The organism is Saccharopolyspora gregorii, assembly GCF_024734405.1.
Taxonomy (GTDB): domain Bacteria; phylum Actinomycetota; class Actinomycetes; order Mycobacteriales; family Pseudonocardiaceae; genus Saccharopolyspora_C; species Saccharopolyspora_C gregorii.
In genome coordinates, this window is the sequence record NZ_CP059556.1 from 2,889,372 (window position 1) to 2,911,473 (window position 22,102).

Sequence of the window (22,102 nt, forward strand, 5' to 3'; positions counted from 1 at the left end):
CGCCCGCAGAACGATCCGGATGCGGAGCAGATCTGCATCGAGCAAGGCGGCGCGAACTCGTTGACAAGCGGTCCTTCCGGGTGGAACGTGCAACCCAATTGATCCGTACACGGATCGAATCGAGCCCGGAGGAGCGGTCGATGCGGACCAGCGTGGCCATCATCGGAGCGGGACCGGCGGGCCTGCTGCTCGCGCGGCTGCTGCAGCAGCGGGGCATCGAGTCGGTCGTGCTGGAATCCCGCTCCCGCGACCACGTCGAGCACCGGCAGCGCGCCGGGATCCTGGAGCAGGGCACCGTCGACGTGCTGCGCGCGTGCGGTGCGGGGGAGCGGATGGACCGCGAAGGCCTGGTGCACGACGGCATCGAACTGCGCTTCGGCGGCGCCGCCCACCGCATCGACCTCGCCGCGCTCACCGGCGGGCGCCGGGTGGTGGTCTACGCGCAGACCGAGGTCGTGCGCGACCTGGTGGCGCTGCGCCTCGACTCGGGCGCACCGCTGCTGTTCGACGCCGAAGTCCTCGCGGTGCACGACGCCGAGACCGAGCGGCCGCGGGTCCGCTACCGCCACGGCGGCGCCGAGCACGAGCTCACCGCCGACCACGTGGTCGGCGCGGACGGGTTCCACGGCGCGGCGCGCAGATCCATCCCCGCCGACCGCATCCGCACCTACGAGCGCAGCTACCCGTTCGCCTGGCTGGGCGTGCTCGCCGACGTGCCACCGTCCACCGACGAGCTCGTCTACGCCTGCCACGACAGGGGATTCGCGCTGCACAGCATGCGCGGGCCGCAGGTGAGCAGGCTGTACCTGCAGGTCCCGCCGGACGCCGACCTGGCCGACTGGCCGGACGAGCGGATCTGGGACGAGCTGGACGTGCGCTTCGCCGCCGACGGGTGGCGGCTGCGGCGCGGACCGATCACCGACCGCTCCATCACGCCGATGCGCAGCTTCGTCGCCGAACCGATGCGCCACGGCAGGCTGCTGCTGGCCGGGGACGCCGCGCACATCGTGCCGCCCACCGGGGCGAAGGGACTGAACCTCGCGGTCGCCGACGTGGTGCTGCTGGACCGGGCGCTGGCCGCGGCGGTGCAGCACGGCGACCCGCGCCCGTTGGAGTCCTATTCGGACACCGCGCTGCGGCGGGTGTGGCGGGCCGAGCACTTCTCGTACTCGATGACGACGCTGCTGCACGCCGATCCGGCGGCCGACGAGTTCGGCCGCCGGTTGCAGCGCGCGCAGCTGGACCAGCTCGTCGACTCGGCCGCGGCCGCCACCTCGCTCGCCGAGAACTACGCGGGCCTCCCGCTGTAGTCAGCGGTCCCGCAGGGCGCGGCGCAGCAGCTTGCCGGTGGCGGTCTTCGGCAGCTCGGGCAGCACCTCGACCTGCCGCGGGTACTTGTAGGCCGCCAGCCGCGCGCGGCAGAACTCCACCAGCTCCGCGGGATCGGCGCGCTGCCCGGCGCGGAGGCTCACGTACGCCCGCACCGTCTCGCCGCGGTACGGGTCCGGCACGCCGACGACGGCGGCCTCGCGGACGGCGGGGTGCTCGTAGAGCACGTCCTCCACCTCCCGCGGCCACACCTTGTAGCCGCCCGCGTTGATCTGGTCCTTCTTGCGGTCCACCAGGTAGAACCACCCGTCGGCGTCCCGGTGCGCGACGTCGCCGGTGCGCAGCTCGCCGCCGGGCAGCGCCGCCTCGGTCTCCGCGGGCCTGCCCCAGTAGCCGGGCACCACCTGCGGACCGGAGATCGCCAGTTCGCCGATCTCGCCGGGCGGCACCTCGCGGCCGTCCTCGCCGAGGACGCGGGCGCGCGTCGAGCCCACCGGCACCCCCACCGACAGCGCGCCCGAGGCCACGTCGACCCGGCCCGCCACGCCCCACGGCTGCGCGAACGCGGCCGAGGTGGTCTCGGTGAGGCCGTAGACGTTGTGGATGCGCTGCCCGAACCGCCGCTCGAAGTCCCGCACCGCGCTCGGCGGGATCGGCGCGCCACCGGAGTAGACGCGGCGCAGGCTCGCCAGGTCCGCCGCCGTGCCCTCGGTGCCGAGCAGCGCGATGAACGCGGTGATCGCCCCGACCGCGAAGGTGGGCCGGTGCTCGCGGATCGCGTCCAGCACCACTTCCGGCTCGAACCGGTGGGTGAGCACCAGCGGCACCGGCGTGAGCAGCGCCAGCGCCACGTGCCCCACCAGGCCGGTGATGTGGAACAGCGGCGCCACGCCGAGCACCGAGCCGTCCGCGCCGAGCCCGGCCAGGTCCCGCCACACCCGCGCGTCGAACACCACGTTGCGGTGGGTGTTCATCGCGCCCTTCGGCGGGCCGGTGGTGCCGGAGGTGTAGCTCAGCGCCGCCACGTCCTCCGGGCCCGGTTCCACCGGCTCCGGCCGGCGCCCGCGGTGCGCCGCGAGCAGCTCGCCGAGATCGGTGGTGCCCGCGGGCACCGGCCCGTCCGGTTCCGGCAGCACCCGCGCGTCGTCGCGGCCCTGGAAGGCGCGTTCGGCGGTGGTGATCACCAGCCGCACCGCGGTCTCCGGGAGCACCTCGGCGGCCACCGACTCGTGCAGCCCGCGCAGCGCCACCAGCACCGCCGCTCCCGAATCGGCCAGCAGCAACGCGAGCTCCCGCCGCTTGTTCATCGGGTTGACCGGCACCGCGGTGCAGCCGGCCTTCCACGCGCCGAGCAGCGCGATGGCGAACTGCGGCGTGCTCTGCAGGTACAGCGCCACCCGCTCGCCCGGTACCACCCCGCGGTCCTGCAGCGCTGCGGCGAACGCGTCGGTGAGCTCGTCGAGCTCGGTGGTGGTGATCGTCGCGTCGAAGTAGCGGATCAGCGGGGCGTCCGGGCACCGGCGCACCGCGTCGGCGAACGCGGCCACCGCGTTCGGGGGCTCGGGCTCGGAGGGCCGGGAGTGGGGCGGCGCCAGGTCGTGCTGCGCCGCGTCGTGCCGGGAGTGCTCCTCGTGGGCGGCCATGCGACCACCGTTGGCCCCGCCGAGCCCCGCGTCAAGCTCCCTTGAGCAGTTCGGCGACCAGTTCGGCGACCTGCTCGGTCTCCACCAGGAACCCGTCGTGGCCGTGCGCGGACCGGATGATCCGCGCGCTGGTCCCCAGCCCCTCCGCGAGGGCGTGCTGGTCGGCGGGCGGGAACAGCCGGTCGCTGTCCACCCCGGCGACCAGCGTCCGCGCCCGCACCCGGCCCAGCGCCGCCGCCACCCCGCCGCGGTCGCGCCCCACGTCGTGCCCGCTCATCGCCTCGGTGAGCCGCACGTAGCTGGCGGCGTCGAAGCGCCGCACCAGCTTCGCCGCGTGGTGGTCCAGGTACGACTCCACCGCGTAGCGCCCGCCCGCCGCCGGATCTTCGCCGTCCTGGGGAGCCGAACCGAACCGGGCTTCGAGCTCCTGCGGGCTGCGGTAGGTCAGGTGCGCGATCCGCCGCGCCAGCCCGAGCCCGGCGTGCGGTCCGCGCCCGTCGGGCAGCTCGTGGAAGTCACCGCCCAGCCAGTCCGGATCGGCGCGGATCGCGTGCAGCTGCGTCGACGACCAGGCGATCTGCTCCGCCGTCGCGGCCGCCCCGCAGCACAGCACCAGTGCGGAACCGACCCGGTCCGGCTGGTCCACGGCCCACTCCAAGGCGCGCATCCCGCCCAGGGAACCGCCGATCACCGCCGCCCACCGGGGCACGCCCAAGGCCTCCGCGAGCGCGACCTCCGAACGCACCAGGTCCCGCACGGTCAGCGACGGGAACCGGCCGCCCCACGGTCGCCCGTCCGGTGCCGGGTCGGCCGGGCCGGTGCTGCCCTGGCAGCCGCCGAGCGCGTTCGGCGCCACCACGAACCAGCGGTCGGTGTCCAGCGCCAGGCCGGGCCCGACCACGCCTTCCCACCAGCCCGCGGCCGGATGCCCCGGCCCGGCGGGCCCGCGCAGGTGCGCGTCACCGGTGAGCGCGTGCAGCACCAGCACCGCGTTGCCGCCGTCGGGGTCGAGGGAACCCCACGTCTCGTACGCCAGGCGCGCGCCGGGCAGCACAGCACCCGACTCCAGACGTGGCCGATCGAGGTGCAGGAACCGCCGCCGCCCCGGCGGATCCCCTTCCCGCCAGGCACCGGTGGCGGGAAGGGACCGCGTGTTCATCCGCTCAGCTCTCCAGCTCGGCCTTCGCCGCGCGGAACGCCGACTCCAGGTCCGCCTTCAGGTCGTCGACGTTCTCGATGCCGACGGACAGGCGCACCAGGCCGGGCGTCACGCCCGCGTCCAGCTGCTCCTGCTCGGTCAGCTGGCTGTGCGTGGTGCTCGCCGGGTGGGCGATGAGGCTGCGCACGTCACCGATGTTGACCAGGTGGCTGAACAGCGAGACGCCCTCCACGAACTTCCGGCCGGCCGACACCCCGCCGCGCAGCTCGAAGGACACGATGGCGCCGAAGCCGTTGTTCAGGTAGCGGTTGCCCAGCTCGTGCCACGGGCTCGACGGCAGGCCCGCGAAGTGCACCTTCGCCACCTCGTCCCGCTCCTCCAGCCAGCGGGCCAGCTCCAGGGCGTTCGCGCCGTGCCGCTCGATGCGCAGCGACAGCGTCTCCAGGCCCTGCAGGATCAGGAACGCGTTGAACGGCGAGATCGCCGGACCGAGGTCCCGCAGCCCCTGCACCCGCAGCTTCGCGGCGAACGCGCCGTGCCCGAGCGCGGGCCAGTAGCGCAGGCCGTGGTAGCTCGGGTCCGGCTCGTTGAAGCCGGGGAAGCGCTCCGGGTCGGCGCCGAAGTCGAAGGTGCCGCCGTCCACCACGATGCCGCCGACCGCGGTGCCGTGGCCGCCGAGGTACTTGGTCGCCGAGTGCACCACGATGTCCGCGCCGTGCTCCAGCGGCCGCAGCACGTACGGCGTGGTGACCGTGTTGTCCACGACCAGCGGCACCCCGGCCTCGTGCGCGATGTCGGCGACCGCCCGCACGTCGAGCACGTTGCTGCGCGGGTTGCCCAGCGATTCCGCGAACAGCAGCTTCGTGTTCGGGCGGATCGCGGCCCGCCAGGCGTCCGGGTTGTCGAAGTCGTCGACGAAGGTGACCTCGATGCCCAGCTTCGGCAGCGTGTGGTGGAACAGGTTGTAGGTGCCGCCGTACAGCGAGGAGCTGGCGACCAGGTGGTCCCCGGCCTGCGCCAGGGTCAGCACGGTCAGCGTCTCCGCGGCCTGCCCGGAGGACACCGCGACCGCGCCGACCCCGCCCTCCAGCTTGGCGACGCGCTGCTCCAGCACGTCCTGGGTGGGGTTGTTGATGCGGGTGTAGATGTTGCCGGGCTCGGCCAGGCTGAACAGGTCCTGCGCGTGCTGGGTGTCGCGGAAGACGTACGAGGTGGTCTGGTAGATCGGCGTCGCGCGGGCGCCGGTCGCCGGGTCGGGCTGCGCCCCGGCGTGGATCTGGAGCGTGTCGAACGACCAGTTCGCCTCGGGCGACTCGTTCTGGGCGGGGACGTCAGCGGACATGAGTACTCCACGGTGTGACGACGCGGACGCGTCGAGATCGAGCGTGCGGACGAGGCCCCCGCGGCGGATGCGCGGCGGCGGGCCGAGAGGAAGGCGGCCGCGGTTCAACGGCCTCGCGAGGAGATCAGCGAGTGCGACAAGCGGACGCGGTCACGCGCACGAGGTCGACGTGGCGGCGCTCCACTAAGCGGATCATGGCGGCGAGCCTAACCGCTGCACCACCCGGAGCAACAGAACGTTCACCATTCGGGAGCAAGGCCGGTCACCCAGCGTGCCCTGGGTGCCGTACGCAGCGGAATCCGAGGTTGCCGCCGGAGCTGTCCGGGGTGTTGGAGGTGCGGGCCGCGACGCGGTAGCGGTTGCAGTACGAGTCGTGGCACAGGTAGGAGCCGCCGCGCATCACCCGGTTCTCGCCCTCGGCGGGCCCCTGCGGATCGGTGGCGCCCGCCGCGGCGTGCTCGGTGCCCCAGCGGTCCGCGCACCACTCCCACACGTTGCCCGCCGCGTTGTGCAGCCCGAAGCCGTTCGGCGGGAACGCGTCGGCGGGCGCGGTGCCCCGGTGGCCGTCCTCGGCGAGGTTCTTCACCGGGAACGTGCCCTGCCAGATGTTGCAGCGGTGCTCGCCGTCCGGGGTGAGCTCGTCGCCCCACGGGTAGCGGCGCTGCTCCAGGCCGCCGCGCGCCGCGAACTCCCACTCCGCCTCGGTGGGCAGCCGCGCTCCCGCCCACCGGCAGTACGCGACCGCGTCGTGCCAGGACACGTGCACCACCGGGTGGTCGGCGCGGTCGTCGACGTCGGAACCGGGGCCTTCCGGCCGGTTCCAGGTCGCGCCTTCCACGCCGCACCACCAGGGGGTCTGCTCCGGCCGGGGCGCCGAGCGCCGCAGCGAACCGGGCAGGAACGAGGCGAAGACGTAGGACCAGCCGAAGCGCTCGGCGTCGGTGGTGAACCCGGTGTCGGCGACGAAGCGGGCGAACTCGGCGTTGGTGACGGCGAGCGCGCTGATCTCGAACGGGCTCACCCGCACTTCGCGCACCGGGCCTTCGCCGTCCTGCGGGAACCCGTCCGCGTCGGCGGTGCCCATCAGGAACGCGCCGCCGTCGAGCGCGATCCACCGGTGCTCGACGGTCTCGGCCGCGGCGCCCGGCGCCGGGTCCGGGGCGTCGCCGGCTTCGCGGGTGCGCCCGGGCGCGCAGCAGCCGTCGTGCCGCTCGGAGGTCTTCGGGTCCGCTTCGCTCACGGCGTCCACTCTAGGAGCGCTCGGCGCCGGAACCGGGGAGCGGGGTGGGCCGCCTCCGGAGGCACGGGGACCGATCCGGCCGGGTCCACGACCGGATCAGTCCACTGAGGACGGTCAGCGATGCGTGCGCGGCCCGCGCAGCCGCTGCACCAGAGCGGCACCGGCGCCCCGGAAACCGTCGTCCAGGACGTCGGTGAACATCACCGCGCCCACCACGAGAACGAACAACATCACCACGACAACAGCGAACATATCGACACAACCCCTTTCACCTGGATCATCGTCGACCGGCCATGATCGTTACGGGGCGTCCGGGTGACGCGCGCGACGCGGTCACCCGCACCCTTCGGGAGTTCCGCCGGGACCACTAATCTAGGCGGGTGCGGACACCTCGGCCACCTTCACCGCGGCCGGTCTCCGGGCGGCCCAACCCGGCGCAGTGGGTTTGGTACGCGTTCGGCGGCCGGTTGCCCGCGCGCTGCGCGGAATGGGTGCTGCACGACGTGACCTGCCGGACCTGGGCGCTGCGGCACGTGGCCCGCGCGCTGACCCAGCTCGCGCCGTTCTGCCTGCTGCTGCTGTTGCTGCCCGGGCCGCTGGACCTGCGGCTCAGCACGATCGGGATGGGGTTGTTCGTGGGGCTGTTCTGCTCGCTGTACCTGATGGGGGAGGCGTGCGAGCACCGGTCGATCAAGCACGGCCACCCGCCCGGCCTGGCCCGCGAGACCCGGCAGGTGCGCAAGGACGTGGAGCGGGCCGGCAAGCACGGCACCGGGTTCCGCCCGTGGTGGCACTGACCGTCCCGCGTTCCGCGCTCGCCGACGCGGAACCGGTCGCGTTCTGGCCGCAGCGCTCGCCGATCGCGCCGCGCCCGCCGCTGCCCGGTCCGGGCCGGGCCGACCTCGCCGTGGTCGGCGCCGGGCTCACCGGGTTGTGGACGGCGGTGCTGGCCAAGCAGCGCGACCCGGGCCTCGACGTGCTCGTGCTGGACGCGGGCCGCGCCGGGTCCGGCGGCAGCGCCCGCAGCGGCGGATTCCTGTCCGAGTCCCTCACCCACGGCCTCGCCCACGGCACCTGGCTGTGGCCGGCCGAGATCGGCGGGCTGGTGGAGCTGGGCAGGCGGAACCTGCGCGAGATCGGGGAGTTCCTCGACGCGGAGGGCATCGACGCCGACCTGAGCTGGTGCGGCAAGACCGCCGTGGCCACCGAACCGCACCAGGTCGGCGAGCTGCGGGACGAGGCCGACCTCTACCGCGAGCACGGGTTCACCGCGCTCTTCCAGGGCGCCGGCGGCGTCCGGGCGGACCTGCGCTCCGACTCGTTCCGCGCCGGACTGCGCCTGCCAGAGGCCGGGGGACTGGTCGACCCGGCGAAGCTCGTCGGCGGCCTGCTCGCGGCCGCCGAGCGGGCCGGGGTGCGGGTGCACGAGGGCAGCCCGGTCCGCTCGGTGCGCGCCGGTGCGGCGGCCGTGCGACTGCGGTGTCCACAAGGGACTGTCGAGGCCGGACGGGTGGTGCTCGCGACCAACGCGTTCCCCGCCCCGCTGCGCGGGCTGCGCCGCCGGGTGCTGCCCGTCTGGGACCACGTGCTGGTCACCGAACCGCTGTCCGCGGCGGCGTGGGACTCCCTGGGCTGGCGCGAACGCCAGGGCGTCACCGACTCGCACAACCTGTTCCACTACTTCCGCCCCACCCCGGACGGCCGGGTCCTGTGGGGCGGCGGCGCCCCGGAGTACTTCTTCGGCGGGCGCACCTCCGCCCGCTTCGCCGACCGGCCGGAGGTGCACCGCAGGCTCGCGGCCCGGTTCTTCGCGACGTTCCCGCAGCTGGAGGGCACCCGGTTCACCCACCGCTGGGGCGGGCCCATCGACGCCACCACCCGCTCGACCCCGGTGTTCGGCACGGCCTGCGCGGGCCGCGTCGCCTACGCCACCGGCTTCACCGGGCTCGGCGTGGCCGCCTCCCGGTTCGGCGCGCAGGTCGCGCTGGACCTGCTGGCGGGCGCCGAGACGCGGCGCACCCGCTCCGCCCTGGCGCGGACCCGGCCGCTGCCGTACCCGCCGGAACCGCTGCGCTGGCCGCTGGTGCGGCTGACGCACCGGACGCTGGCCCGCGCCGACGCCACCGCCGGCCGCCGCGGGCGGTGGCTGCGGCTGCTGGACCGGCACGGGATCGGCCTCGGGAGTTGATCGCCCGCCCGGCGGCCGCCGGACCGCCGTCCGCCGCACCACGTCCACCGGTGCCGACACACCGGCGCTTCCTCCTTCCGAGCGAACCCGCGGCCCCGCGCCGGGAGTCCGCCGCACCCGTTCCCGCAGCGAGCGACCGCGCCCGCTGCGCCGGTGGTGCTCAGCGCCGGTGATCCTGGGCCGCGCGGTCATTGCAGGTCCCGGTACCGCGCCATATGTTCGGAGCGTCCCCGGCCGGTCACAGTCCGAGAGGTGCCGCCATGCCGAACCTGGTTCGCGCCGCACTGGTCCAGGCGAAGTGGACCGGCGACGCCCGGTCCATGATCGACGTCCACGAGCAGCACACCCGCGCCGCCGCCGCGCAGGGCGCGCAGGTGATCGGGTTCCAGGAGGTGTTCAACGCCCCCTACTTCTGCCAGGTGCAGAACACCGAGCACCAGCGGTGGGCCGAAGCCGTTCCGGAAGGCCCCACCACCGAGCGGATGCGCGCGCTGGCCCGCGAGCTGCGGATGGTGATCGTCGTGCCGATCTTCGAGGTGGACGGTCCCGGCTTCTGCTACAACACCGCCGCCGTCATCGACGCCGACGGCGAATACCTCGGCAAGTACCGCAAGCACCACCTGCCGCACCTGCCCGGGTTCTGGGAGAAGTTCTACTTCCGCCCCGGCAACCTCGGCTGGCCGGTGTTCGACACCGCGGTCGGCAAGGTCGGCGTCTACATCTGCTACGACCGGCACTTCCCGGAGGGCTGGCGGGCCCTCGGGCTGGCCGGGGCGCAGATCGTCTACAACCCGTCCGCGACCAGCCGGGGCCTGTCCTCCTACCTGTGGCGGCTGGAGCAGCCGGCCGCCGCGGTCGCCAACGAGTACTTCGTCGCCGCGATCAACCGGGTCGGCGTGGAGGAGTACGGGGACAACGACTTCTACGGCAGCAGCTACTTCGTCGACCCGTACGGCCGGTTCGTCGGCGACGTCGCCGGCGACCGCGACGAGGAACTCGTGGTGCGCGACCTCGACCTCGACCTGATCGACGAGGTCCGCGCCAAGTGGGCCTTCTACCGGGACCGCCGCCCGGACGCCTACGGGCCGCTCACCGCGCCCTGACCGACACCCGTTCCGGACCCGCTGGAGAGGAAGGACGGCCATGACCGACGAGGGCACGCACGAAGAGCTGGCGAAGCGGCGCAGGGCGGTGCTGCCGGACTGGCTGTCCACCTACTACGAGCAGCCGATCGACCTGGTCAGCGGCGAGGGCCGCCACGTCCAGGACGCCGAGGGGAACCGGTACCTGGACTTCTTCGGCGGGATCCTCACCACGATGACCGCGCACGCGCTGCCCGAGGTCACCGCCGCCGTCTCCGAGCAGGCCGGGCGCATCCTGCACTCCTCCACGCTGTACCTGAACCGGCCGATGGTCGAGCTGGCCGAACGCGTCGCCGAGCTGTCCGGCATCGACGACCCGCGGGTGTTCTTCACCGCGAGCGGCACCGAGGCCAACGACACCGCGCTGCTGCTGACCACCGGCTACCGCGGCTCCAACCAGGTGCTGGCGCTGCGCAACAGCTACCACGGCCGGTCCTTCTCAGCGCTGGCCATCACCGGGAACCGGGCGTGGTCGCCGACCAGCCTGTCCCCGGTGCAGACCGGCTACGTGCACGGCAGCAGGCGGCGCGGCACCCCGCTCGCCGACCTGCCCGACGCGGAGTTCACCGACGCCTGCGTGCAGGACCTGGAGGACGTGCTCGGGCAGCTGCACGGCAACGTGGCCTGCCTGATCGCCGAACCCATCCAGGGCGTCGGCGGGTTCGCCGTCCCACCGGACGGGCTGTTCGCCCGGTTCAAGGAGGTGCTGGACCGGCACGGCATCCTGTGGATCAGCGACGAGGTGCAGACCGGCTGGGGCCGCACCGGCGAGCACTTCTGGGGCTGGCAGGCGCACGGCGGCAACGGGGCGCCGGACGTCGTGACCTTCGCGAAGGGGCTCGGCAACGGGCTGTCCATCGGCGGCGTCGTGGCCCGCGCCGAGATCATGAACAGCATCGGGGTGAACTCGCTGTCCACCTTCGGCGGCAGCCCGGTCACGACCGCCGGGGCGCTGGCCAACCTGGAACACCTGCTCCAGCACGACCTGCAGGGCAACGCGCTGCGCGTCGGCGCCGTGCTGCGCGCGGCCATCGACGAGGCCCGGCCGCGGCTGCCGCTCGTCGCCGACGTGCGCGGCAAGGGGCTGATGCTCGGCGTGGAACTCGCCGACCCCGGCACCGGCGCGCCCGACCCGGCCGCCGCCACCGCGGTGCTGGAGCACACCCGCCGCGACGGGCTGCTCATCGGCAAGGGCGGGCTGGACGGCAACGTGCTGCGCATCGCCCCGCCGCTGAGCCTCACCGAGCAGGAGGCCCGCGAGGGCGCCGCGATCCTGGTCGACGCGCTGGGCAGAGCGGGGGAGCGGCCATGACCAGGACGGTGATCCGCGGCGGACTGGTGATCACCGCGACCGAGGAGGTCGAAGCCGACGTGCTCGTGGTCGACGAGCAGGTCGCCGCGCTCGGCACCCCCGAACTCGCCGAGCAGTGGCTGCCCGGCGCCGACGCGGTCCTCGACGCGGAGGGGCTCTACGTCATCCCCGGCGGCGTCGACGGGCACACCCACATGGAGATGCCGTTCGGCGGCACCTCCTCCGCCGACACCTTCGAGACCGGCACCCGGGCGGCCGCGTGGGGCGGCACCACCACGATCATCGACTTCGCCATCCAGTCCATCGGCGGATCCGCGCGGGAAGGACTCGACACCTGGCACGCGAAGGCCGAGGGGAACTGCGCGGTGGACTACGGGTTCCACCTGATCCTGTCCGACGTGCACGACGGCTCGCTGGCCGAGCTGGACGGGCTGGTCGGCGAAGGAGTCACCAGCTTCAAGTTGTTCATGGCCTACCCCGGCGTGTTCTACAGCGACGACGGGCGGATCCTGCGCGCCATGCAGCGGGCCGCGGGCAACGGGGCGCTGACCATGGTGCACGCCGAGAACGGCATCGCCATCGACGTGCTCGTCCAGCAGTCCCTCGCCGCCGGGCGCACCGACCCCCGCGAGCACGGCCGGGTGCGCCACCCGCTGCTGGAGGCCGAGGCCACCCACCGCGCGATCCAGCTCGCCCGCGTCGCGGGAGCCCCGCTCTACGTCGTGCACGTCTCGGCCGCCGAAGCGCTCGACGAACTCGTCCGCGCCCGCGACACCGGGATCCCGGTGTTCGGCGAGACCTGCCCGCAGTACCTGTTCCTCACCGTCGACGAGTTGTCCCGGCCCGGGTTCGAAGGGGCCAAGTACGTCTGCTCCACGCCGCTGCGGCCCGAGGAGCACCAGCGGGAGCTGTGGCGCGGTCTGCGCACCGACGACCTGTCGGTCGTGGCCACCGACCACTGCCCGTTCTGCTTCGCCTCGCAGAAGGAGCTCGGGATCGGCGACTTCTCGAAGATCCCGAACGGCATGCCCGGGGTGGAGCATCGGCTGGACCTGCTGCACCAAGGGGTGGTGGACGGCCGCCTCACCCGCCGCCGCTGGGTGGAACTGGCCAGCACGACCCCGGCGCGGATGTTCGGCCTGCACCCGCGCAAGGGCACCATCGCGCCCGGGTCCGACGCGGACGTCGTGCTCTACGACCCGCGCGCCGAGCACGTGCTGTCCGCCGGGACGCACCACATGAACGTCGACTACAACCCCTACGAGGGCCGGACCGTCACCGGTGCGGTGCGCACCGTGCTATCCCGCGGCCGGGTGATCCTCGACGGGGGCGAGTACCGCGGCCGTCCCGGCCACGGGCGCTTCCTGCGGCGGGACACCTGCGGATACCTGACCTGACACCACGGAGGTGCGCATGCGGTTCGGGCTCGTGCTCCAAACCGACCCCCCGGCCTGGTCGGTCGTGGAACTGATGCGGCGCGCCGAAGCGCTCGGCTTCGACCACGGCTGGACCTTCGACTCCTGCGTGCTCTGGCAGGAGCCGTTCGTGATCCACAGCCAGATCCTCGCCGCGACCGAGCGGATGGTCGTCGGGCCGATGGTCACCAACCCGGCCACCCGGGACTGGAGCGTCACCGCGTCCACCTTCGCCACGCTCAACGAGATGTTCGGCGACCGCACCGTCTGCGGCATCGGGCGCGGCGACTCGGCGCTGCGCGTCACCGGTGGCAAGCCGAACACCCTCGCGGTGCTGGAACGCGCGGTCGGCGTGATCCGGGACCTCGCGGAAGGGCGCGAGACCGAGGTGGACGGCACCGCCGTCCGGCTCCCGTGGGTGCGCGGCGGGCGCCTGCCGGTGTGGATCGGCGCGTACGGGCCGAAGGCCCTCGACCTGGCGGGCCGGGTCGGGGACGGCGTGATCCTGCAGCTCGCCGACCCGCTGCTGGTCCGGTGGATGGTCCGGCACGTCCGCGAGGCGGCCGAGGCCGCGGGGCGCGACCCGGACGCGATCACCGTGTGCGCCGCCGCACCCGCCTACGTCGGTGCGGACCTCGCGCACGCCCGCGAGCAGTGCCGGTGGTTCGGCGGCATGGTCGGCAACCACGTGGCCGACCTGGTGCGCCGCTACGGTTCGGATTCGGCGGAGATCCCCGCGGAGCTCACCGACTACATCCGCGGCCGCGCGGGCTACGACTACTCCCACCACGGGCGCGCGGGCAATCCCAGCACCGACTTCGTGCCCGACGAGATCGTGGACCGGTTCTGCCTGCTCGGGTCGCCCGAGGTGCACCTGGACAAGCTCGCCGAACTGCGCGCGGCAGGCGTGCACCAGTTCGCCGCCTACGCCATGCACGACGCCGTCGAGTCCACGGTGGAGGAGTACGGCCGGGCGATCATCCCGCGCGCCACCGCTCCGGAGTCCGCCACGCGCTGACGCGTAGGCCCACCGCACCGGCCGGGTGAACCCGGGCCCGCTCCGCGCCGGCGCGCCGACCAGGTCACATCGGCGCGACCACCACGGACGACCGGGCCGCCGCCGGGGCAGACTGTCCGCCATGCGAGGGCGAACGGGTTTCGGGTGGGCACTGCACGGTGACGGCAGCACGCCGCGCCCCGGCGAGTCGGTGGCCCCGCACGAACGGCTCACCTGGGGCCGCACCATCGGGTTCGGCGCCCAGCACGTGGTGGCGATGTTCGGCGCCACCTTCGTGTTCCCGGTCCTGATGGGACTGGACCCGAACCTCGCGATCATGGTGTCCGGTGGGGCGACGATCCTCTTCTTGCTCGTGGTGCAGGGCAAGATCCCCAGCTACCTGGGCAGCAGCGCCTCGTTCGTCGGCGCCGTCACCGCGATCCGCGCGGGCGGCGGGGACACCGCCACCGTCACCGGCGCGATCCTGGTCTCCGGCGCGGTGCTCGCGATCGTCGGCCTGGTCGTGCACTTCGCCGGTCCCGGGGTGGTGCAGCGGTTGCTGCCGCCGGTGCTGTCCGGGGCGGTGGTGCTGCTGATCGGGTTCAATCTCGCGCCGGTGGTGGCCGAGACGTACTGGCCGCAGGACCAGTGGACCGCGCTGCTCACGATGATCATCGTGGTGGCGGGCAGCGTGCTGCTGCCCGGGTTCTGGGGCCGCATCGCGGTGTTCCTCGGGCTCGCCGGCGGTTACCTGCTGTCCTGGGCGTTCGACGTGCTGCTCGGCCCGATCACCGCGCCCGGCTCCGACGGGGTGGTCAGCACCCACCCGCGGGTGGACCTCAGCGGCGTCGCGGACGCGGCCTGGTTCGGGCTGCCCGAGGTGCACGCGCCGTCCTTCTCCGCCTCGGCGATCATCGTGGTGCTGCCCGCGGTGATCGCGCTGCTGGCCGAGAACACCGGGCACGTCAAGGCCGTCGAGGAGATGACCGGCACCGACCTGCAGGGCAGCCTCGGTCGGGCGGTGTTCGCCGACGGGTTCGCCACCACGCTCTCCAGCGCGCTCGGCGGCCCGCCGACCACCACCTACGCGGAGAACATCGGCGTCATGGCGGCCACCCGGGTGTACTCGACCGCGGCGTACTGGGTGGCGGCGCTGGTGGCCATCGGATTCGGCCTGTGCCCGAAGTTCGGTGCGATCGTGGCCGCCGTGCCCGGTGGGGTGCTCGGCGGGATCACCGTCGTGCTGTACGGCATGGTCGGGTTGCTGGGCGTGAAGATCTGGGTGCAGAACCGCGTCGACTTCGCCGATCCGGTGAACCTGCTCCCGGTCGCCGCCGGGGTGATCGCCGGCATCGGCGGGGTGTCGCTGACCTTCACGCCGAGCCTGAGCCTCAGCGGCATCTCCCTCGGCACCCTGATCGTCCTGATCGGCTACCACCTGCTCCGCGCCTTCGCCCCCGCCCGGGACTGACCGCCGTCGGGGTCGCCGCGGGAGCCGCGGCCGTTTCAGCGGGGCGCGGTGGACGACCGCAGGAGGCGGTGGACCTCGCGGGCGGCGGCGCGGCCGGCGCGGTTCGCGCCGATGGTGCTGGCGGACGGGCCGTAGCCGACCAGGTGCAGCCGCGGTTCCGCGACGACCCGGGTGCCGTCCATCCGGATGCCACCGCCCGGTTCGCGCAGGCCCAGCGGTGCCAGGTGGTCCAAGGCGGCGCGGAACCCGGTGGCCCAGAGGATCACGTCCACCTCGACCTCGGTGCCGTCGGCCCATCGCAGGCCGCCGGGCGTGATCCGCTCGAACATCGGGTGCCGGTCGAGCACCCCGGAATTCCGCGCGCGCAGCACCGCCCGCGTCGGTGGCAGCCCGGTCGCGCTCACCACGCTGCCCGGGGGCAGCCCGGCGCGGACCCGGCGGTCCACTTCGGCCACCGCGCGCCGCCCCGCGTCCGGGGTGAACTCGGCGTCGCCGAACACCGGCGGGCGGCGCGTCACCCAGGTCGTGATGGCCACCTCGGCGATCTCGGTGAGCAGTTCCACCGCGGAGATCCCGCCGCCGACCACCGCGACCCGGCGCCCGCGGAACTCCTCGGCGCCGCGGTAGTCCGCGACGTGCAGCTGCCTGCCGGTGAACGACTCCTGGCCGGGGTAGTGCGGTACGAACGGCTTGGTCCACGTCCCGGTCGCGTTGATCACCGCCCGCGCCGACCAGGTGTCCGCGCCGGACTCCACCAGTAGCCGCTCGTCCGGTCCGCGCCGCACCGACCGCACCTGCACCGGCCGCCGCACCGGCAGCTCGAATTCGTCCTCGTACCGGGCGAAGTACTCGGCGAGCACCTCGGAGGCGGGCCGCGCCCCGTCCTTCTCCGCCAGCGCCAGGCCCGGCAGGTCGTGGATCCCGTGCACCCCGCCCAGCCGCAGCGACGGCCAGCGGTGCCGCCACGCGCCGCCGGCGCCGGTGCCCGCGTCCAGCACCACGAACCCGGTCCCGGTGCGCCGCAGGTGGTGCGCGCTGCTCAGCCCGGCCTGCCCGGCCCCGATCACGACCACGTCGACCTCGTGCTCCACACCGGCATGAACGCCGGGAGCGCCCGCGGGCGTCCCGCACGGGCTGTGGCGTCGGGCACCCGCGCATTGGTCCGCTCGGGTGCGACGCACACCACCGCGACCCCTCCTTAACGCATCCGAAACGAGGTCCTAGTATCGGGGTGCAAGTGGGTGTTCGGCCCCGAACCTCTTTCGATCGCGAGACCAAGCGCGGGCAAGCGCGTGCGCCCGTTCGCGCGCTCGGAAGACGGGGAGGTCAGCAGAAAGGAGGCAAGGAAAGTGGCAATGGTGTGGGTGGCTCTCGCAATTGAGGCGATCGTGCTGCTGGCGGTGGCAGGCGTGGCGGTCAGGTGGGTGAACAAGCCTGCGCTGAACACTCCCGCTCAGCCCGCTGAGCAGGTCCCGGCGGTGGAACCGGCGGGTGCGATGGTCCAGCAACCTGCCTGAACGCGGCGCAACGGGCTTGTCCGGACCGGACAAGCCCTGCGCATGTGCCGACCCTTATCGCCGCACTTTCTCACCGCGTTACACATTGTTCGAGTGAATTGCCGCGCGCTTTAATCGTGCCGCTGTCGAATGGCCGTTCCCCGGGACCGCGGAACGGCCCGGGCGGCGTCCGCGGCGGCGAAATCACCTGCACGCGCACCCGGCCTCGGCGGCTCGGGCGACGACGGCTGCCCGCCCGCGACCGATAGGGTGACCGGGACCTCGCCCGACGAACGCGGAAGGCAGCTGTGACCACATCCCGGCAACGGCCCCAGACCGGACGGCCCGCATCGGTGTTCGCGGACTACCGGAAGTTCGCCGCCCGCGCGGCGCGCAAGCCCGGACTGGTGGGGGCGGTGGCGCCGAGCTCGCCGCACCTCGCCCGCGAGATGGCCTCGATCGTTCCCCGCACCGCGTCCGAGACCGGACCGGTCGTCGTGGAACTCGGCCCCGGCACCGGCGCGCTCAGCCGCGCCGTCCGCGACCGTCTGCCCGAAGGCGGCAGGCACCTGGCGATCGAACTCGACAGCGGCATGGTGGAGCACCTGCGCGCCGACCTGCCCTGGCTGGAGGTCGTGCAGGGCGACGCGGCGAAGCTGCGGACCCTGCTGGCGGACCACGGGGTGGACCGGGTCGACGCGGTGATCAGCGGGCTCCCGTGGTCGATCTTCCCCGGCGAGCTGCAGCGCGACATCCTCGCGGAGATCGGCCAGGTGCTCGTCCCCGGTGGCGCGTTCACCACGTTCGCCTACGTGCACGCGCTCGGCATGTCCGGCGCGCGCGCGTTCCGCAACCGCCTGGACCTCGCCTTCGACGAGGTCCTCACCAGCCGGACGGTGTGGCGCAACGTGCCGCCCGCGCGGATCTACACCTGCCGCCGCCCGATCTCCTGACCGATCCGGACCGGCCCGACCACCGGAACAGAGCATGTGCAGCGGAGCGTGATCGGTCTACGGTCGCGATGTGGGGACCATTGTGCTGCTGAGGCCGGTGCTCGAAGACGACCTGACCGATCTCGACCGGATGCTCAACACCCGCGAGGCCACCCATCCCTACAACTGGTTCGGCTACCACGGCGCGGGGCATTTCCGGCGCCGCTGGGCGGAATCCGGGCTGCTGGGCGCGGACGAGGGCGTGTTGCTGGTCGTCGCCGAGCAGGACCCGCAGCGCCGGCTCGGCTTCGTGTCGTGGGCGAAGAACCCGACCGGGCAGACCTCGTACTGCTGGAACATCGGGATCACGCTGCTGCCGGAGGCGCGCGGCCGCGGTCACGGCACCGACGCGCAGCGGCAGCTCGTCGCGTACCTGTTCGCCCACACCCAGGTGAACCGGGTGGAGGCGGGCACCGAGGTGGACAACCTCGCCGAGCAGCGCGCCCTCACCAAGGCCGGGTTCACCCGGGAGGGCGTGCTGCGCGGCTGGTTGTTCCGCGACGGGCGGTGGCGGGACTGCGTGCGCTACAGCGTGCTGCGCGACGAGGTCGTCGGCCGCTGAGTCACTCCAGCTGCTCCTCCAGCCAGGTGGTGTGCACCGGGCCGCTGCGCAGCTTGTCGTTGCCGACCAGCCGCCGGTGCAGCGGGATCGTGCTCGCCACGCCTTCGATGCGGAACTCCCGCAGCGCCTGCTCGGCCCGCGCGTACGCCTGGTCGCGGTCGGCGCCCCAGCAGATCAGCTTCGCGATCATCGAGTCGTAGAACGGGCTGATCCGGTCGCCGCGGGCCAGTCCGGTGTCCACCCGCACGCCCGGGCCGCCGGGCAGGTCGAACGCGGTGACCTCGCCGGGGGACGGGGCGAACCCGCGGTCCGGGTCCTCGGCGTTGATCCGCAGCTCGATGGCCGCGCCGGTCGGCACCAGGTCGTCCTGGGTGAAGGACAGCGGTGTGCCCGCGGCGATGCGCAGCTGCTCGGCGACCAGGTCCACGCCGCTGATCACCTCGGTGATCGGGTGCTCGACCTGGATGCGGGTGTTCATCTCCATGAAGTAGAAGTGCTGGTCCTCGTCGACGAGGAACTCCACGGTGCCTGCGTTGCGGTAGCCGACGTGGCGGGCGAGCCGGACCGCGGCCTCGCCGATGCGCTGCCGGGTCTCCTCGTGCAGGCCCGGCGCCGGGGCCTCCTCCAGCAGCTTCTGCCTGCGCCGCTGCACCGAGCAGTCCCGTTCGAACAGGTGCACCGCGCCGCCGTGGTCGTCGGCCAGCAGCTGCACTTCGACGTGCCGCGGCCGGGCCAGCGCCCGCTCCAGGTAGGACGTGCCGTCGCCGAACGCGGATCGCGCTTCGGCCTGTGCGGCGGGCAGCACGTCGGCCAGCTCGGCCGCCGAGGACACCGGGCGGATGCCGCGCCCACCACCACCCGCGGCGGCCTTGACCAGCACCGGGTAGCCGAGCTGGTCCGCCGCGGCCTGCGCGGACGCCAGGTCGGTGACCGGCGCGCTGCCCGGGATCACCGGGACGCCGGCGGCCTGCGCGGTGGCGCGCGCGGTCGCCTTGTCGCCCATCAGCTCGATCGCGGAGGGCGGCGGGCCGACCAGCACCAGCCCGGCGTCCTGCACGGCCCGCGCGAACCGCGAGTTCTCCGAGAGGAAGCCGTACCCCGGGTGGATCGCGTCGGCGTGGGTGCTGCGCGCCGCCTCCAGCACCGCGGCCGCGTTCAGGTAGGACTTCGATGCGGGGGAGGCGCCGATGTGCACCGCGTGATCGGCGAGCTGCACCCAGCGGGAGTTCTTGTCGGCGTCGGAGTACACCGCCACCGCCTCGACCCCGGCCGCGTGGCAGGCGCGGATGATGCGGACCGCGATCTCGCCCCGGTTGGCGACGAGGACTCTGCTCGGGCCGGTCATGGTGCCACGACCTCGGCGACGCCTTGACCGGCCTCCACCTCGTCGCCCTCGTCGAGCAGGAACCGGCCGAGGGTGCCCGCCTGTTCGGCCTTCACCTCGCTGAAGGTCTTCATCACCTCGATGAGCGCGATGGTCTGCCCTTCTTGGACCATCGCGCCGACTTCCACGAAGGGTTCCTGGTCCGGCGCGGGACGTCGGTAGAAGACGCCGGGGAGCGCGGCGTTGACGGTCGACATGGTGGCCTCCTCCGTAACTTGGGGTGCGGGACTAGCTGACGGCGGCGCGGACCTTCTCCAGCCGGATCCCGCGGTCCCGGCGGGCGGCGATCGCGGCGTCGACGTCGACCGAGGTGAACGCCACCCGGTCGCCGGTGCGGGCCTGCGCGATGCGGTCCCGGTCGACGGAGATCACGGTGCCGACGGTGGCGTAGCCGCCGCCGGTGACCGCGTCGCCGAGCAGCACGATCGGTTCGTCCCCGCCGGGAACCTGGACCGAGCCGATGGGGTACCCGAGGTCGACGACGTTCGCCGGGTCGCTGCCCGCGCCGAACGGTGGCTCGCGGTCGACGAAGTCGATGGTGCCGCCGCGCAACCGGTAGCCGACGCGGTCGGCGTCCTTGGTCACCTTCCACTCGGTGTCCACGAAGGACTCCATCGCGGTCTCGGTGAGCCGGTAGGAGCACAGCCCCACCACGAGCCGCAGCTGCGCCGGTCCGCCGAGGGCCGGCCGCAGCCCCGCGGGCACCGAGGTGCCGGGGGACGGCCCGGACACCGGCGGCGAACCCAGCGGCAACCGGTCGTCCGCGCGCAGCGCCCTGCCGTGGAAGCCGCCGATGCCGGTGAGCGTGTAGGTGGAGCGCGAACCCAGGTACTCCGGTACCGCGATCCCACCGCTGACGGCCACGTACGGGCGGGCGCCCGCGGTGAGCATCTCGAAGGACAGGACGTCCCCGGCGCGCACCGCGATCGCCTCCCACAGCGGGACGGGTTCGCCGTTGACGCGGGCCGGGGCGTCGGCGCCGGTGACGGCGATGCGGCGCTCGTCGGTGAACTCCAGCTCCGGCCCGATGTAGGTGGCCTCCAGCGCGGCGGCCCCCTCCGGGTTGCCCACCAGCAGGTTGGCCACGCGGAAGGAGTACTGGTCGAGCGCGCCGGAGGGCGGCATCCCGATGGCGTACCAGCCGTCGCGCCCGGCGTCCTGCACCGTCGTGTACAGCCCTCCGGAGCGCACGATGACCTCGCTCATCACAGCACCTCCAGCAGGTTCCGGTTGAAGCCGTCCGGGTCCGCGAGGAACGCGGTGGGGGAGAACTCGACCTCGGCGGTGCGGTAGCGGAAGGTGCCCGCTTCCACGTCGGCCCGGATGCGGTCGTACTCGGCGCGGTCGATCGCGCGGTAGTGCAGGATGTCGCTCGGTTTCGGGAACGCGATGTGATCGGCGAAGTCCGGCAGCGATTGCGCGAGGTCGAACACCGGCGCGGGCGCGATCCCGAAGAGTTGATATCCGCCCGCGCCGCGAACCGGGTAGATCACCGAGAACGCACCGCCGTATCCGAAGGCGCGTTCCGGAGTATCGGTGCGCGGCCGCACGTACTTGGGAACTTCGATCTGCCGTTCGCGCGGGACCATCTGATAGCAGAACGGCAATCCGGGCACGAATCCGAGCATGGTGACGATGAACGGCGCACCGGTGATCGCGTCGATCAGTTCGGGGACGCCGCGGAACCCGTTGATCCGCGCCGCGTAGTCGAGATCGGTGCCGGACGGGTCCTGGTGGTGGTCCCGGAAGCGCAGCAGGGTCTCCCGGGTCCACGGGTCGTCGAAGAGGATCGGCACGTCCACGATCCGGGTCGGCACCACGTGGTCTTCCGGCAGGTCGCCCGCGGTGATCTCCAGCCTGCGCAGCTCGTCGACCAGTTCCGCCGGGTGCAGGCGGTCCGGGTCGAGCCGGACCATGTAGGAGGCGTTGGACGGGCAGATGTCGACGACGCCGTCGATGCCCTGCTCGCGCAGCGCGCCGGTGATCGCCATCGCCTTGAAATTCGCTTCCAGGCTCATTTCCTGATCGAGTTCGACGAAGACGAATTCATCGCCGCCGAACTCGTACCGAGCGGGAGGCAGGTGCGTGGTAGTCGCTGCCATGTCGACCTCCTCAACCGGTTACGGAGGTGATCTGCCGTGGACCAGAGCATGCGCCGAAGTGATTCCCGGCGCAGAACCTGAGCTGAGAACTCGTTGGACGGCACGAAAAAAATCGCACGTTCGGGTCACCATAGCCCGCGCACCACGAAGATCGGTACGCGCGAACGCACGCACCGGAATGGGCCGAAAGGACCCGCGTAGATCGGGAAAGGACCGGCGAGGACAACCGAAAGGAGCACTGCGCGGTCCGGGGGCGTGCGGGAACATGGCTCTGACCATCGGCGCGCGGCCGGGGATCACCGCAGGGCACACCCCGTCGGGTCGCGGT

The 22,102-nt window shown here is 73.1% G+C and carries 22 protein-coding genes; 11 read left to right on the top strand and 11 right to left on the bottom strand.

What is annotated here, in order from left to right:
* Nucleotides 1–140: 140 nt before the first annotated feature.
* Nucleotides 141–1,310: a 4-hydroxybenzoate 3-monooxygenase gene (locus H1226_RS12425; RefSeq protein WP_258349140.1), complete on the top strand. Its 1,170-nt coding sequence runs from the start codon at nucleotides 141–143 to the stop codon at nucleotides 1,308–1,310.
* On the opposite strand, the gene H1226_RS12430 is transcribed toward H1226_RS12425, so the two are convergent.
* The 6 genes from H1226_RS12430 to H1226_RS12450 form a co-directional block, all read right to left on the bottom strand.
* Nucleotides 1,311–2,972 carry a class I adenylate-forming enzyme family protein gene (locus H1226_RS12430; RefSeq protein WP_258349141.1) on the bottom strand — a complete coding sequence of 554 codons (1,662 nt, stop codon included), beginning with the start codon at nucleotides 2,970–2,972 and terminating at the stop codon, nucleotides 1,311–1,313.
* A gap of 31 nt (nucleotides 2,973–3,003) precedes the next feature.
* The gene (metX, locus tag H1226_RS12435; RefSeq protein WP_224966535.1) at nucleotides 3,004–4,131 is read right to left on the bottom strand and encodes a homoserine O-acetyltransferase MetX; all 1,128 of its coding nucleotides are present in this window, start codon (nucleotides 4,129–4,131) and stop codon (nucleotides 3,004–3,006) included.
* A gap of 4 nt (nucleotides 4,132–4,135) precedes the next feature.
* Nucleotides 4,136–5,473 (bottom strand): bifunctional o-acetylhomoserine/o-acetylserine sulfhydrylase, encoded by a 1,338-nt coding sequence (locus H1226_RS12440; protein ID WP_258349142.1) that lies wholly within the window; start codon nucleotides 5,471–5,473, stop codon nucleotides 4,136–4,138.
* A gap of 124 nt (nucleotides 5,474–5,597) precedes the next feature.
* Nucleotides 5,598–5,669: a putative leader peptide gene (locus H1226_RS28335; protein WP_373690076.1), complete on the bottom strand. Its 72-nt coding sequence runs from the start codon at nucleotides 5,667–5,669 to the stop codon at nucleotides 5,598–5,600.
* A gap of 66 nt (nucleotides 5,670–5,735) precedes the next feature.
* The gene (locus tag H1226_RS12445) at nucleotides 5,736–6,713 is read right to left on the bottom strand and encodes a formylglycine-generating enzyme family protein (RefSeq protein ID WP_373690047.1); all 978 of its coding nucleotides are present in this window, start codon (nucleotides 6,711–6,713) and stop codon (nucleotides 5,736–5,738) included.
* A 114-nt stretch (nucleotides 6,714–6,827) separates the two neighbouring features.
* On the bottom strand, nucleotides 6,828–6,950 hold the full coding sequence (locus H1226_RS12450) for a hypothetical protein (protein WP_258349143.1): 123 nt from the start codon (nucleotides 6,948–6,950) through the stop codon (nucleotides 6,828–6,830).
* Between the two features lie 143 nt (nucleotides 6,951–7,093).
* On the opposite strand from H1226_RS12450, the gene H1226_RS12455 reads away from it, so the two are divergent.
* From H1226_RS12455 to H1226_RS12485, 7 genes are all read left to right on the top strand, one after another.
* Complete coding sequence (locus H1226_RS12455) at nucleotides 7,094–7,510, top strand: DUF5313 family protein (protein ID WP_224959115.1); 417 nt, start codon at nucleotides 7,094–7,096, stop codon at nucleotides 7,508–7,510.
* Nucleotides 7,498–8,901: an NAD(P)/FAD-dependent oxidoreductase gene (locus H1226_RS12460; RefSeq protein ID WP_258349144.1), complete on the top strand. Its 1,404-nt coding sequence runs from the start codon at nucleotides 7,498–7,500 to the stop codon at nucleotides 8,899–8,901. The genes H1226_RS12455 and H1226_RS12460 overlap by 13 nt, the downstream gene beginning before the upstream one ends.
* 260 nt (nucleotides 8,902–9,161) lie before the next feature.
* Complete coding sequence (locus tag H1226_RS12465; RefSeq protein ID WP_258349145.1) at nucleotides 9,162–10,004, top strand: nitrilase-related carbon-nitrogen hydrolase; 843 nt, start codon at nucleotides 9,162–9,164, stop codon at nucleotides 10,002–10,004.
* Between the two features lie 40 nt (nucleotides 10,005–10,044).
* Nucleotides 10,045–11,355, top strand: a complete 1,311-nt coding sequence (locus tag H1226_RS12470) for an aspartate aminotransferase family protein (protein ID WP_258349146.1) — start codon at nucleotides 10,045–10,047, stop codon at nucleotides 11,353–11,355.
* Nucleotides 11,352–12,752 carry a dihydropyrimidinase gene (hydA, locus tag H1226_RS12475; protein ID WP_258349147.1) on the top strand — a complete coding sequence of 467 codons (1,401 nt, stop codon included), beginning with the start codon at nucleotides 11,352–11,354 and terminating at the stop codon, nucleotides 12,750–12,752. The genes H1226_RS12470 and hydA overlap by 4 nt, the downstream gene beginning before the upstream one ends.
* A gap of 16 nt (nucleotides 12,753–12,768) precedes the next feature.
* Nucleotides 12,769–13,788 carry a TIGR03842 family LLM class F420-dependent oxidoreductase gene (locus H1226_RS12480; RefSeq protein WP_258349148.1) on the top strand — a complete coding sequence of 340 codons (1,020 nt, stop codon included), beginning with the start codon at nucleotides 12,769–12,771 and terminating at the stop codon, nucleotides 13,786–13,788.
* 121 nt (nucleotides 13,789–13,909) lie between these two features.
* Nucleotides 13,910–15,238: a uracil-xanthine permease family protein gene (locus H1226_RS12485; protein ID WP_258349149.1), complete on the top strand. Its 1,329-nt coding sequence runs from the start codon at nucleotides 13,910–13,912 to the stop codon at nucleotides 15,236–15,238.
* A gap of 35 nt (nucleotides 15,239–15,273) precedes the next feature.
* Here H1226_RS12485 and H1226_RS12490 read toward each other — a convergent pair whose 3' ends face one another.
* Nucleotides 15,274–16,329, bottom strand: coding sequence for an NAD(P)/FAD-dependent oxidoreductase (locus H1226_RS12490; protein WP_258349150.1), 1,056 nt, complete (start codon nucleotides 16,327–16,329; stop codon nucleotides 15,274–15,276).
* Between the two features lie 150 nt (nucleotides 16,330–16,479).
* On the opposite strand from H1226_RS12490, the gene H1226_RS12495 reads away from it, so the two are divergent.
* The 3 genes from H1226_RS12495 (at nucleotide 16,480) to H1226_RS12505 (ending at nucleotide 18,288) form a co-directional block, all read left to right on the top strand.
* Nucleotides 16,480–16,755 (top strand): hypothetical protein, encoded by a 276-nt coding sequence (locus H1226_RS12495; RefSeq protein WP_258349151.1) that lies wholly within the window; start codon nucleotides 16,480–16,482, stop codon nucleotides 16,753–16,755.
* A 287-nt stretch (nucleotides 16,756–17,042) separates the two neighbouring features.
* Nucleotides 17,043–17,687 (top strand): class I SAM-dependent methyltransferase, encoded by a 645-nt coding sequence (locus H1226_RS12500; protein ID WP_258349152.1) that lies wholly within the window; start codon nucleotides 17,043–17,045, stop codon nucleotides 17,685–17,687.
* A gap of 70 nt (nucleotides 17,688–17,757) precedes the next feature.
* A complete protein-coding gene (locus H1226_RS12505; protein ID WP_258349153.1) occupies nucleotides 17,758–18,288 on the top strand; it encodes a GNAT family N-acetyltransferase in 531 nt (176 codons plus the stop codon).
* Nucleotide 18,289: 1 nt separating this feature from the next.
* On the opposite strand, the gene H1226_RS12510 is transcribed toward H1226_RS12505, so the two are convergent.
* From H1226_RS12510 to H1226_RS12525, 4 genes are read right to left on the bottom strand one after another with little or no spacing between them, the layout of a single operon-like run.
* A complete protein-coding gene (locus H1226_RS12510) occupies nucleotides 18,290–19,633 on the bottom strand; it encodes an acetyl-CoA carboxylase biotin carboxylase subunit (protein WP_258349154.1) in 1,344 nt (447 codons plus the stop codon).
* The gene (locus H1226_RS12515) at nucleotides 19,630–19,869 is read right to left on the bottom strand and encodes an acetyl-CoA carboxylase (protein ID WP_224959101.1); all 240 of its coding nucleotides are present in this window, start codon (nucleotides 19,867–19,869) and stop codon (nucleotides 19,630–19,632) included. Before H1226_RS12515 ends, H1226_RS12510 begins: the two co-directional genes overlap by 4 nt.
* Before the next feature lie 31 nt (nucleotides 19,870–19,900).
* The gene (locus tag H1226_RS12520) at nucleotides 19,901–20,878 is read right to left on the bottom strand and encodes a 5-oxoprolinase subunit C family protein (RefSeq protein WP_224959099.1); all 978 of its coding nucleotides are present in this window, start codon (nucleotides 20,876–20,878) and stop codon (nucleotides 19,901–19,903) included.
* Complete coding sequence (locus tag H1226_RS12525; RefSeq protein ID WP_224959097.1) at nucleotides 20,878–21,774, bottom strand: 5-oxoprolinase subunit B family protein; 897 nt, start codon at nucleotides 21,772–21,774, stop codon at nucleotides 20,878–20,880. Before H1226_RS12525 ends, H1226_RS12520 begins: the two co-directional genes overlap by 1 nt.
* Nucleotides 21,775–22,102 lie beyond the last annotated feature (328 nt).